At 71.0% G+C, this 12357-nt stretch carries 12 protein-coding genes and 1 tRNA gene; 2 read left to right on the forward strand and 11 right to left on the reverse strand.

Features of this window, described 5'->3' with window-relative positions; all coding sequences use genetic code 11:
• Positions 1-91 precede the first annotated feature (91 nt).
• From ACWEJ6_RS53030 to ACWEJ6_RS53045, 4 genes are all read right to left on the reverse strand, one after another.
• Positions 92-937, reverse strand: a complete 846-nt coding sequence (locus ACWEJ6_RS53030; RefSeq protein WP_452433296.1) for an aldehyde dehydrogenase family protein — start codon at positions 935-937, stop codon at positions 92-94.
• A gap of 179 nt (positions 938-1116) precedes the next feature.
• Positions 1117-2535, reverse strand: a complete 1419-nt coding sequence (locus tag ACWEJ6_RS53035) for an aldehyde dehydrogenase family protein (protein ID WP_452433298.1) — start codon at positions 2533-2535, stop codon at positions 1117-1119.
• Between the two features lie 84 nt (positions 2536-2619).
• Positions 2620-5475, reverse strand: a complete 2856-nt coding sequence (locus ACWEJ6_RS53040) for an ATP-binding protein (protein ID WP_452433300.1) — start codon at positions 5473-5475, stop codon at positions 2620-2622.
• Positions 5476-5581: 106 nt separating this feature from the next.
• The gene (locus ACWEJ6_RS53045) at positions 5582-5728 is read right to left on the reverse strand and encodes a hypothetical protein (RefSeq protein ID WP_358289730.1); all 147 of its coding nucleotides are present in this window, start codon (positions 5726-5728) and stop codon (positions 5582-5584) included.
• A gap of 209 nt (positions 5729-5937) precedes the next feature.
• On the opposite strand from ACWEJ6_RS53045, the gene deoC reads away from it, so the two are divergent.
• Positions 5938-6867 carry a deoxyribose-phosphate aldolase gene (gene deoC / locus ACWEJ6_RS53050; RefSeq protein WP_352355741.1) on the forward strand — a complete coding sequence of 310 codons (930 nt, stop codon included), beginning with the start codon at positions 5938-5940 and terminating at the stop codon, positions 6865-6867.
• A 29-nt stretch (positions 6868-6896) separates the two neighbouring features.
• Complete coding sequence (locus tag ACWEJ6_RS53055) at positions 6897-7562, forward strand: hypothetical protein (RefSeq protein WP_452433302.1); 666 nt, start codon at positions 6897-6899, stop codon at positions 7560-7562.
• Here ACWEJ6_RS53055 and ACWEJ6_RS53060 read toward each other — a convergent pair.
• From ACWEJ6_RS53060 to ACWEJ6_RS53090, 7 genes are all read right to left on the reverse strand, one after another.
• Complete coding sequence (locus ACWEJ6_RS53060) at positions 7559-8125, reverse strand: TMEM165/GDT1 family protein (protein WP_352355745.1); 567 nt, start codon at positions 8123-8125, stop codon at positions 7559-7561. The genes ACWEJ6_RS53055 and ACWEJ6_RS53060 overlap by 4 nt on opposite strands.
• Positions 8126-8350: 225 nt before the next feature.
• Positions 8351-9427, reverse strand: a complete 1077-nt coding sequence (locus ACWEJ6_RS53065; protein WP_452433304.1) for a UDP-N-acetylmuramate dehydrogenase — start codon at positions 9425-9427, stop codon at positions 8351-8353.
• Positions 9428-9744: 317 nt separating this feature from the next.
• A complete protein-coding gene (locus ACWEJ6_RS53070; protein WP_358289738.1) occupies positions 9745-10599 on the reverse strand; it encodes a hypothetical protein in 855 nt (284 codons plus the stop codon).
• A gap of 150 nt (positions 10600-10749) precedes the next feature.
• The gene (locus ACWEJ6_RS53075; RefSeq protein WP_352355751.1) at positions 10750-11178 is read right to left on the reverse strand and encodes a MaoC family dehydratase; all 429 of its coding nucleotides are present in this window, start codon (positions 11176-11178) and stop codon (positions 10750-10752) included.
• A 1-nt stretch (position 11179) separates the two neighbouring features.
• On the reverse strand, positions 11180-11629 hold the full coding sequence (locus ACWEJ6_RS53080) for a MaoC family dehydratase N-terminal domain-containing protein (RefSeq protein WP_352320994.1): 450 nt from the start codon (positions 11627-11629) through the stop codon (positions 11180-11182).
• A gap of 198 nt (positions 11630-11827) precedes the next feature.
• The gene (gene rpmG / locus ACWEJ6_RS53085) at positions 11828-11992 is read right to left on the reverse strand and encodes a 50S ribosomal protein L33 (protein WP_019632658.1); all 165 of its coding nucleotides are present in this window, start codon (positions 11990-11992) and stop codon (positions 11828-11830) included.
• A 71-nt stretch (positions 11993-12063) separates the two neighbouring features.
• A tRNA-Met gene (locus tag ACWEJ6_RS53090) sits at positions 12064-12137 on the reverse strand.
• Positions 12138-12357: the final 220 nt, after the last annotated feature.

Below are 12357 nucleotides of genomic sequence, written 5' to 3' on the forward strand. Positions count from 1 at the left end.
CCACCCGCTATGACAAGCTCGCCGTCCGCTACGAAGCCGTCCTCACGATCGCTGCGATCAACGAGTGGCTGAAGGCCTTATGAAACACGGCCTAGACGCCCGCCGGGTGCCAGACGGTCTTGGTCTCCAGGAACCGCGTCATCCGCCCGAGCCCCGGATCGGCCGTCCAGTCCTCGCGCACCGGACGCAGCACCCGCTTGAGGTTCTCGGCCGCCTCCTGCTCGCAGCGCAGCGCCAGGTCGGCGTCCTCGACCCCGGTGAGGTCGAGCGCGTTGACGTCCATGTGCGCGGCCAGCCAGGGCGCCAGCTCGGCCTGCTGACCGGTCAGGATGTTGACCACCCCGCCCGGCAGGTCGGACGTGGCCAGCACCTCGGCCAGCGTGATCGAGGCGAGCGGCGAGGGCTCGGAGGCGACCACGACGCACGTGTTGCCGGTGACGATCACCGGCGCGACCACGGACACCAGCCCGAGCAGCGGATCGGCGGGCGCGACCATGGCCACGACCCCGGTCGGCTCCGGCGAGGACAGGTTGAGGTACGGCCCCGCCACCGGGTTCGCCGACCCGCGCACCGCCGTGATCTTGTCGGACCAGCCCGCGTACCAGACCAGCCGGTCGACCGCCGCGTCCACCGACTCAAGGGCGGCCTTCTTGCCCAGGCCCAGCTCCTCGGCGAACTGCCCGCGCCGCCCCTCCAGCATCTCGGCGACGCGGTAGAGGATCTGCCCCCGGTTGTAGGGGGTCGCGCCGGACCAGCCGGGGAACGCCTTGCGCGCGGCCACCACGGCGTCGCGCGCGTCCTTGCGCGAGGCGCGCGAGGCGTTGGCGAGGAAGTCGCCCTTGGGCGAGGTCACGGGATAGGACCTCCCACTCTCCGAGCGCGGGAAGGCCCCGCCGATGTACAGCTTGTAGGTCTTTCTGACGGACAACCTACTCATCGCCCCGACCTCTCCACGTGGACTCCTGCGACGTCTGGACCGGGGCGAACACCTGGCCGCACCTGCTGACGCCGCAGCGGTGGGCGTACCAGCCGACGCGTACGGGCCGGCCGGCGCGGGCGAAGGCGTGCCCGCGGGTGGCCTGGGCACGCCGCCCGGACCGCCCGGCACGGCGATGATCACACGTCAAGGTAGGCCTCCAGCCCGGCGAGCCCGCCCTCACGGCCGTACCCCGACTCCTTGTAGCCGCCGAACGGCGAGGTGGGGTCGAACTTGTTGAACGTGTTGGCCCAGACGACCCCGGCCCGCAGCCGGTCGGCCATCCACAGGATGCGCGAGCCCTTCTCGGTCCAGACCCCGGCCGACAGCCCGTACGGGGTGTTGTTGGCCTTCTCCACGGCCTCGGCCGGGGTGCGGAAGGTCAGCACGGACAGCACCGGCCCGAAGATCTCCTCCCGGGCGATCCGGTGGGACTGGGCGACCCCGGTGAACAGGGTGGGCGGGAACCAGTAGCCGCGCTCGGGCAGCTCGCACGCGGGCGACCAGCGCTCGGCGCCCTCGTCGGCCCCGGCCTCGGACAGCTCGCGGATCTTGGCGAGCTGCTCGGCCGAGTTGATCGCGCCGATGTCGGTGTTCTTGTCCAGCGGGTCGCCGAGCCGCAGCGTGCCGAGCCGCCGCTTCAGCGACTCCAGCAGCTCGTCGTGGACGGACTCCTGCACCAGCAGCCGCGAGCCCGCGCAGCAGACGTGGCCCTGGTTGAAGAAGATGCCGTTGACGATGCCCTCGACCGCCTGGTCGATCGCCGCGTCCTCGAACACGATGTTCGCGGCCTTGCCGCCGAGCTCCAGCGTGAGCTTCTTGTCGGTGCCCGCGACCGCGCGGGCGATGATCCGGCCGACCTCGGTGGAGCCGGTGAAGGCCACCTTGTTGACGTCGGGGTGGGCCACCAGGGCGGCGCCGGTGTCGCCCGCGCCGGTCACGATGTTGACCACGCCGGGCGGCAGCTCGGCCTGCTGACAGATCTCCGCGAACAGCAGCGCGGTCAGCGGGGTCGTCTCGGCGGGCTTGAGCACCACCGTGTTGCCGCAGGCCAGCGCCGGAGCGATCTTCCAGGCCAGCATGAGCAGCGGGAAGTTCCACGGGATGACCTGCCCGGCCACGCCGAGCGGTTTGGTCCCGAACCCGGCGTAGGCCAGCTTGTCGGCCCAGCCCGCGTAGTAGAAGAAGTGGGCCGCGACCAGCGGCAGGTCGACGTCGCGCGACTCGCGGATGGGCTTGCCGTTGTCGAGGGACTCCAGGACGGCCAGCTCGCGGGCCCGCTCCTGGATCAGGCGCGCGATGCGGAACAGGTACTTGGCCCGCTCGGCGCCCGGCAGGGCGCTCCACACGCCGAACGCCTTGCGCGCCGCCTGCACGGCCCGGTCGACGTCGTCGGAGGAGGCCGAGGCGACTTCCGCCAGCTTCTCCTCCGTCGCCGGGTTGACCGTCTTGAAGGGGGAGCCGGAGCCGTCCACGAACTCACCGTTGATGAACAACCCGTACGACGGCTTGAGATCGACAATGTCGCGCGACTCTGGCGCGGGTGCGTAGTCGAACATCGCCGTCACGCCAGGGTGAGGTATAGGGACATCACCTTGCCAGCGTAGACGGTCGGTCCGAGTGCTCAGAGGGGCCCGGAGCTCCTAGGACAGGAGTGACAGCCGATGCGCCGCCGCGGCGGCCTCTCCGCGCGTGGTGACACCCAGCTTGGCCAGGATGTTCGAGACGTGCACACTGACGGTTTTCGCCGAGATGAACAGTTCGGCGGCGATGTCGCGGTTGGTGCGGCCCTGGGTCACCAGGCGCAGCACCTCCAGCTCACGCGGCGTCAGCAGCTCCGACGGCGTCTCCTGGGCCTGCGGGCCGCCGCCCACGCGCCGCGACAGCGCCTCGATCTCCTCGGCGAGCGGGGTGGCGCGCAGCGCGGCGGCGAGCGGACGCGCCTGCCGGAGCCGGGACGCCGCGCCCTCCCGGTCACCGCTCCTGGCCGCGACGCCGGCCGCCCGCAGCAGCGCCTTGGCCTGGTTGTGCGGACGCATCAGCCGCTCCCACGCCGCCGCCGAGGCGTCGAAGTCGCCGCTGTAGGACAGCCGGTACGCCTCCGCCACCGGCCCGCTGATCGTCAGCTCGGCCGCCACTTCCGCGGCGTGCGCCCGTACCGCGGCGGTCCGGCCGGGTTCGAGGTCCTCCGCCGCGTCGCAGACCGTGCGCAGCAGGGAGAGCAGCCGCCAGCCCAGCATGGCCTTGCTCGGCAGCCTCGGATGCGACAGCGCCCGCTCGGCCACGGCCAGCGCCGCCCACGGCTCGCCCTTGAGCAGGTGCCAGCCGATGTGCAGGCGCGCGTTGCTGATCACGTCCTGGACGAAGTCCTCGGGACGGTCCTTCAGCACGCCGATCTCCGACAGGATGCCCTCGACGCGCTGCAGGTCGCCCCTGGCCAGCCCGATGTCGGCCCGGACGCGCAGCAGCGCGTACTGGGTGCGCAGGACGGGCCCGTAGTTGAGCGCGCTGTCCACGAGGTCGAGCGCCTCGTCCCAGCGGCCGAGCGACTCCAGCGCCTCGGCCCAGTTGTTGAGGATGAACAGCCCGCTGCCGCGCAGCCTGCCGTACTTCTTGGCGTACTCCCAGCCCTCCTGCGACAGGCGCAGGGCCTCCTCGGCGCGGCCCATGTCGATGAGGGAGTCGATGTTGTTGCCGATCGCCCTGATGATGATGCGGCCCGAGCTCTCGGTCTTGCCGAGTGCCATCGCCTGCTCGTTGACGGCGATGACCTGCTCCAGCTCGCCTCTGAGCGAGTGGCCGAGCGCCAGGTTCATCAGCAGGTCGCCTTCGAGGCACTTGTCGCCGGACCGCCTGACCAGGTCGAGGCCCTCGTGGATCAGTTCCTCGCCCTCGGTGATCTGGCCGCGGAGCATGAGCTGCCTGCTCAGCGGCATGACGACCTCCGCGCGCACCGGGCCCGGCTCGGGCGCCAGCCGCAGGGCGTGCCGGAGCAGCTCGATGACGCCCATCTGGCCCTTCGACGCCTTGAACGACGCCTGCCGCACGATGAGCTGGGCCACCCGGCCCGGCTCCTTGGTCTCGTCCAGCTCGGCGAGGGCGGCCTTGACGAACTTCACGCCCTTGTCCACCTCGCCGCCGGCGTTCGCGGCCTCGGAGGCGCGTTCGAGCACGGCGGTGTGGTCGACGCCGATGCGCCGGGCGGCGTCGGGGACCCGGTCCCAGAGCATGAGCACGCGTTCCAGCAGCGGCACGGCCTCGGTGTAGGCGTACGCCTTGAACGACTTCTGCGCGGCCTCCCAGGCCGACACCAGGGCCCAGAGGTCGTTGCGGGCGCCGTGCCAGTGGTGGGCCAGCTCGACGGCGGCGCGGCCGGGCGGGACGAGCGAGCGGTCCTTGGAGATCTCCTCGGCGTACCGGGAGTGCAGGCGCTGGTGCTCACCCGGCAGTAACTCCTCGTGCACGGCCTCCTGGATCAGCGCGTGCCGGAAGACGTAGGCGCGGTTGTCGGCGATCTGCAGCACGTTCCCGGCGATGGCGGGACGCAGGGCCGCCTCCAGCTCGATCTCCGACAGCCCGCTGACGGCGGCCAGCAGCGCGTGGCCGACCCGGTTGCCGCCGGCCGCGGCCATGCGCAGGACGCGCTGGGTGTCCTCGGGCAGCCGTTCGACGGCGCTGAGGATGAGGTCCTGCATGGACTCGGGGAACGTGCAGTCCTCGCCGCCGTCGAGCAGCGCCTCCACGAACAGCGGGATGCCCTCGCTGCGTTCGTAGACTTTCTGGACCTTCACATATTCCGGCGCGGAGCCGAGGATGCCGGCCATCTGCGCGGCCACCTCGTCGCGCGACAGGCGGGGCAGGTCGAGACGGTGGACGCCGTTCACCCGGCCGAGCTCGGCCAGCACGGGGCGGAGCGGATGTTGCCGGTGGAGGTCGTCGGAGCGGTAGGTCATGACGATGAGCACCTGCGGGGCGTGCAGGTTGCGGCTGAGGAACGCGATCAGGTCGCGGCTGGAGCGATCGGCCCAGTGGATGTCCTCGATGACGAGGACCGTGGGGCGGCTGTCCGCGAGGCGTTCGAGAAGGGTGAGGAACTGCTCGAAGAGCCGGGCACGGCCCGTTTCGGTCTCCCCGTCGCCGCTGGGCTCGCCGAACTCCGGCAGCAGCCTGGCCAGGTCTCGCTGGGCGCCTTCGGGCAGCAGCGCGGCCACCGCGGCGGGGCCCTGCTCCCTGACGAGCTGCCTGAGCGCGGCGGTGAAGGGCGCGTAGGCAAGGCCCTCGGCCGACAGCTCCACACAGCCGCCGACCAGCACCTGCGCGCCGTCGGCCACGCAGGACTCGGCGAAGCGCTGCACGAGCCGGCTCTTGCCGACCCCAGCCTCCCCGCCCATGAGCACGGCCGTCACCGTGCCCTTACGTGCCTCGTCGAAGCTCTCTGCGAGAGCGGCGAGCTCCTCCGCCCGCCCGACGAAGACGGGACTCACCGAACGTCCCAGCATGTCGTTCAGCATGCCATGCCCTATCAATCAGTTTCGACGGGGTTTCAGGGGGGTTCAGAGGCCCGGCCGCCACAACTGATGACGCGGCCGGGCTCTCTGGGGGCGGTCATGACGAACGGAGCTTGCCGAAGACCGAGCGACGCTCGGCCTTGTTTCCCTTCATGGCCTCGCGTACTCGGCGGTGCTCGGCGGCGGCCCGCCGGAGCTCGCTGGCGTGGGACTTCATGAGCTCGTACTCGAGTTCGGGGTTCATCGTGTTCTCCTGAACATTTGCTGCTTTTCCCTGACATCTTCAATGTTCGGCCTAAGGCCCGGCCCGCCACATCGGGTGGATGACCTATCTGCGGGCGTACGCGGGGCCGGACATACCTAGGACGGGGCCCGCCCCGCCTTAGGCGGCGTTCCCGTCCGTCCGGTTTGGAGGTAGTGGCCCTGGTCGGCGATGCTGTGAAGGTGTCAACTGTGACTACCTCGCTCGCGGACGTCGCCTCGTCCCACGCGACGCTGCGCGCCTTCCTGCACGGCCTTCCCGGAGTCGACCGGGTGGGCGCCGACCAGCGGGCGGCCATGCTCGGCACCCGTTCCATCAAGACCACGGCCAAGGCCCAGGCCATCGACCTGGCCATCTCCATGGTCGACCTGACGACGCTCGAAGGCGCCGACACGGCGGGCAAGGTGCGGGCCATGTGCACCAAGGCCGTGCACCCGGGCGGCGGCGCCCCCAAGGTGGCGGCGGTGTGCGTCTATCCCGACATGGTGGAGGTGGCCGTCCGGGCGGTGGCCGGGTCGGGGGTCAAGGTGGCCTCGGTCGCCACCGCGTTCCCCAGCGGGCGCTCCTCGCTGGAGGTCAAGGTGAGCGACACGGCGCTGGCCGTGGCCGCGGGCGCCGACGAGATCGACATGGTGATCGACCGCGGCGCGTTCCTGTCCGGCGACTACATGAAGGTCCACGACGAGATCGTCGCGGTGAAGGCCGCCTGCGGCGCCGCGCACCTGAAGGTGATCCTGGAGACGGGCGAGCTGGCGACCTACGACAACGTGCGCCGGGCGTCCTGGCTGGCCATGATCGCGGGCGCCGACTTCATCAAGACCTCCACCGGCAAGGTGTCCCCCGCGGCCACGCTGCCGGTGACCCTGATCATGCTGGAGGCGGTGCGCGACTTCCGCGACACCACCGGCCGCCAGGTGGGCGTGAAGCCGGCCGGCGGCATCCGCACGACCAAGGACGCCATCAAGAACCTGGTGCTGGTCAACGAGACGGCGGGCGACGACTGGCTCTCCCCCGACTGGTTCAGGCTGGGCGCGTCCTCGCTGCTCAACGACCTGCTCATGCAGCGCCAGAAGCTCGCCACCGGCCGTTACGCGGGCCCCGACTACTTCACCCTCGACTGACGGCGACGGCCCTCGGGCGGCTCTACGAGGTGTTCGGAGCCGTCGCGAGGCCCGCGAGCGTGCCCGGCTGCCCCCACTGCGTCGAGCCGGGCGAGCAGGCGTGCCTGCTGTCCGGCCCGGTCTCGGCGATCGAGGCGGGCTCGCTGGCCCGTTACGCGGCCAAGGCGCTCACCACGTGGGGGGACGTCCCCGCCTTCCGCTACTTCCTGCCGCGCCTGCTCGAATGCGCGGCGGCCGACGCGTTCTCCTACCCCGACCCGGAGATCGTCATCGGCAAGCTGGCCGTCGCCGGCTGGCACGGCTGGCCGGGCGGCGAACGCGCGGCCGTCACCGCGTTCCTGCACGAGTGGTGGCTCGGCACGCTGCGCCGCCATCCGTCCCGTCCGCCGGCCGGCACGGTGTTGTGCGCCGTCGCCGCCGCCGGCGTCGACCTGGCGCCCTTCCTCGACGCCTGGGCCGCGCTGGAGAGCGAGGCGGCGATCGCCCACCTGCGCGACTTCGTCACCGACGGCCTGTCCGGGCGGCGGCTGACCAACGCCTTCTGGGATCGTGACGCCCCCGCCCACGCCCAGGTCCTCGCCTGGCTCGGCGACGGGCCCGCGGCCCGGGCGGTGGAGGCCGCCTTCGCCCGGGAGCGCCGCGAGCCCGTGCTCGACCTGCTCGCCGACGTCCACGAACGGCTGCCGCGCTCTTAGATCAGGGCCTCGACCAGCAGGATGACGCCGAACACCGCGAACGCGGCGGCGGCGCCGTACCGGATGACCTTCTCGGGGAGGTGCTTGCCGAGCAGGCGGCCCACCAGGATGGCCAGGGCGTCGGCGGCGACCATGCCCACGGTCGAGCCGATCCACGTGCCGACCCAGCCGTGCTGCGTGGCCAGGGTGATCGTGGCGAGCATCGTCTTGTCGCCCAGCTCGCTCAGGAAGAACGCCACGGTCACGGCGACCAGGACGTTCCTGGTCGTCTTGCGGGCCTTGTCCTCTTCCTCCTTGGTCAGCTCGTCGCCCCGCAACGTCCACAGGGCGAACCCGAGGAAGGCGATGCCGGCCACGATCGAGATGGCCGTCGTCGGCAGCGCCTTCCCGACCAGCCCGCCCACGGCCACGCTCAGCAGGTGCACGACGGTGGTGGCGATGGTGATGCCCGCGAGCACGGGCCAGGGCTTGAAACGGGTGGCGAACGTCATCGCCATGAGCTGGCTCTTGTCACCGAGTTCGGCCACGAAAATGACCGCGAGACTGATCCAGAACGCTTCCAACCGGTCCTCTTTCCCGCGACCAGACCGGAAGCAGGCACCCGGGGGATCTTCGGGCACGACTTTCGGCCCGGCAGCGTCTTTGTCCATGACTGCCAGGCCGAAGGTCTCGTCCGCCCGTCAAGGCCCGTGTGACCGGGCGCGATCACGCGCCAGTATGTCGATCACACGATTGGGACTACTCCCCTTCGGAATTACCAACACACCATAACAGCCCACGTAGAGCCGTCATTCCGCCGGCTGTTCCCCCGCCTCGGACACCGGCTCGGTCGTCAGCGTGCAGCCGACCAGCACCGGCTCGTTGACCAGCGTCACGCCGAACTTCTCCCGCACCCCGTCGCGCACCTCCACGGCCAGCCCCAGCAGGTCGGCCGTGGAGGCGGCGCCCGCGGGGTTGGTGAGGGCCAGCGTGTGCTTGGTGGAGATGCGCACCGGGCCGCGCTCGTAGCCCTTGGGGAAGCCCGCCTGCTCGATCAGCCAGGCGGCCGGCACCTTGACGCGGCCGTCGGGCATGTCCCAGCGCGGGTGGCCGGGAGCGCGTCCGGCCAGCTCGGCGGCCTCCTCGGCGGTCAGGATCGGGTTGGTGAAGAACGAGCCCGCGCTGCGGCTGTCGGGGTCGGCCGCCGGATCGAAGACCATGCCCTTGCCCCGCCGCAGCCCCAGGACGGCCTCACGGGCCGGCCCGAGAGGCACGCGGTCGCCGAGCTCCACGCCGAGCCGCCCGGCCAGCTCCTGGTAGGCCACCGGGCCGGACATGTCCGACACGTCCAGTGCGTACGTCACGGCGAGCACCACGTGCCGCGACAGGTCCCGCTTGAACGCGCTGTCGCGGTAGGAGAACCCGCACTGGCGCGCCTCCAGGTCGACCACCTGCCGGGTGAGCCGGTCGTAGGCCCGTACGCACCTGATGGTCTGCGCCACCTCCTGGCCGTACGCGCCGACGTTCTGGATCGGCGTCGAGCCCACCAGGCCCGGGATGCCGGACATGCACTCGATGCCGGACCACCCCTCGGCCACGGCCCGCTCGACCAGCCGGTCCCAGTCCTGGCCGGCCTCGACCGTGAGCAGCACCTGCTCGCCGTCCCTGGAGACCGTCACGCCCTCGGTGGCCACCTTGACGACCAGGCCGTCGAAGCCTTCGTCACCGATCACCACGTTGCTGCCGCCGCCGAGCACCAGGGTCGGCACCCCGTTCATGTCGGCCTCGGCGACGAGGGACACGAGCTGCTCCGCCGTGACCGCCTCGGCGAAGTCGCGGGCGGGGCCGCCCAGGCCCAGGGTGGTGTGCGACGCGAGCATCTCCATGGCCCCCAAGCTTATGAGCCCCCCAGCCCCCACAACACCGCCCCGAACCCCCTACAACTCCCCACAACCGCCCCCGCCCCCCAGCTCTACCCCGAACCAACCCCCGGCGGCATCCCCCAACGGCTCCCCGCCCCGAACCGCCACCATTCCTGGCGGCACCCTCTCGCACCGCCTCTCGCACCGCCGCTCCCACTGGCGGCCCCCTGAGCCCGCCACCCGCTCCCTGCAGCCTCCTCCGACCCGGACCGCCACCCGCCCGCCCGTGCACGCGCCCGCGCCGACGCTGCCGATCGGCTCCACGGGGCAGGGGCCGGGGGTCAGCTGTGGAGGGGCTGGTCGTGGTGGTGGGGCGAGCCGAGGCGGTGGACCGGGAGGGGACCCTCGGGCACCACCAGGCCGCCCTCCAGCGCGCGGGAGAACTCCAGATCGGCCTCCTCGCCGCGCTCCGCGCCCTCGGGGAAGGCCCCCAGCGCCGCCGACCTGCGGACCGCCATCAGGTCGCAGCGCAACGCCCCCACCCTGCCGGGCTCCTCGGCCTCGGCCGCCTGCCACCCCGCCGCCACCGCCCCTTCCACGATGGCCGCCACCAGCGGCGTCAAGGCGTCCCCCGTCAGCGCGAGCGAGGTCTCCATCAGCACGTGCACCTCGGACTCGTCCAGCCGCAACAGCTTGGTACGACCTTCTCCCCACCCCGCCGTGCCCCCGGCCGCCCGCGAGGTCTCGGCGACGTGCCACACCACGATCCGCTCCGGGTGCCGTTCGGCCAGCTCGTCCAGGACGTCTCCCGCGCCGTCGACGTTCCCCAGGTCGAGGGCCAGGATCCGGGCGCGCGTGTGCTCGATCACCGACTGGACGCACTCCAGCACGTCCCCGGGCCGGCCGTCCACGAGCAGCCCGGCGGAGACCGTCACGTCCTTGGTCTCGACGCGCTGGCGTTCGGTGTTGACGCCCAGGTCGTCCATGCGGTTCGTGGCGAGGGTGCCGTCCCAGACGCGCTGGGCGTGCAGCATCGTGTCGTCGGGGTCGCCGTGCTGGCCGGGGTCGCCGGAGAAGCCCAGCGCGGCGGCGGGGTTCCCGTGCGCGCCCGCGCCCCTGGGCCGGGCGCGGCCCGTGCCGACGCCGGTGGCCGAACCGCCCGTGGTGTCCCGTCCGGTGCCGCTGCTGCCTCCCACCTGTTCAGGGGACGCGGGACGCAGGTGAGCAGGAGGCTTGGCATCGGTCACGGACGACACGGGGATGGAACGGACGGTGGGCCAGACCTGTCGCGCAACTTCACTCATAACAACACGGGCTACCCGCGACCCGCCCGACATATCACGGGATCAGGAGAGCTGTACCACCGCACGCGCCTTCGACAGGACCCTCGCGTCGCCCGCCTTGGCCGTCAGCCCGACGACCACCCGCTTGTCCTCCAGCTTCTCCTCGACGACCCCGCTCACCGAGATCGTCGCGCCCTGGTCGTCGTCGGGCACGATCACCATCGACGAGAACCGCACGCCGAAATCCAGCACGGCGCCCGGATCGCCCGCCCAGTCCGTGACGAACCGGCCCGCCTGCGCCATCGTGAACATGCCGTGCGCGATCACGTCGGGCAGCCCGACCGTCCGGGCGAAGCGCTCGTTCCAGTGGATCTGGTTGAAGTCGCCGGAGGCGCCGGCGTACATGACGAGGTTCAGCCGCCGGACGTTGTAGCCCACGACCGGGAGCTCCTGCCCGACCTCGACCTCGTCGTACCTCACCGTGGCCGCCATGTCAGCCCGCCCCTCCGCGCTCGACGATCGTGTTGTAGGTCGTGCAGACCGGCTCTCCGGCGACCGTCGTCACGTCGCTCCTGATCGTCAGCAGCTCGTTGCGTCCGGCGCTCCTGATGTCGGTGATCGTCGCGGTGGTGACCAGCTCGTCGCCCGCACAGACCGGCCTGACGTACTCGAACCGCTGCTCGCCGTGGACCACCATCGCCAGGTTCAGGCCCAGCTCGGGGTCGACCAGCGCCTCGCCGCCCGCCTGCAGGCTGAACACGATGGGGAACGTGGGCGGCGCGATCACGTCGGGGTATCCGGCGGCCCTGGCGGCCTCCCTGTCGCGGTAGACCGGGTTGTTGTCGCCGATCGCCGCCGCGAATTCCTTGATCTTCACCCGGCTGACCTCGTACGGGGCGGCGGATGGATAGGTCCTGCCCACGAAGTCACGGTTCAAGGCCATCAGTGCTCCCTCGTATGTCTTCAACGAGCGCTGCTGAGGCAGACGGTAACAGAACAAGGTTCGGCTGTCGCCGCTCATGGCGTGCTTTTTGCCGGGACCCGGGTCAGCGCCTAGGAAGGCGCCTCAAAGCAGTGAAAACACGACAAACCGGCGCCCCGTCCGGGACGCCGGTTGTGCGATATGGAGGCAGAAGTACCGCTAGCGGGTTTCGCGGTGCGCGCGGTGGCAGCGGCAGTTCGGGCAGTACTTCTTCAGCTCAAGCCGATCCGGGTCGTTGCGCCGGTTCTTCCGCGTGATGTAGTTGCGGTGCTTGCACTCCTGGCAGGCCAGCGTGATCTTCGGCCTAACGTCGGTGGCAGCCACTTGGGAGTGCCTTTCTACGTTCGGGACATGGACACACCCGTACCCAGGCCGACCGACCTGGGATTGGGTAGTAGCGGAGGCCGGACTTGAACCGGCGACACAACGATTATGAGCCGTTTGCTCTGCCTGACTGAGCTACTCCGCCTTGGCCGGAAACTCCCGGCCCGTAGAGGATACCCGAAGCTGGGAGCACATTAGTAACTCACCTGATCGGGTGGGGTGCTACCAGTATGCCCCAGGAACCTCCGACAACCGAAATCCGATCATGCCACCTGGGTCTCGCCTGGGGAATCACCCGCGGAGGCCATCGTCACACTAGCAGCCCCCCTTTACCGACGCGAACCTCCGGACCAGGCACGCGGCAA

The sequence above is a fragment of the Nonomuraea sp. NPDC004702 genome, from assembly GCF_053601695.1.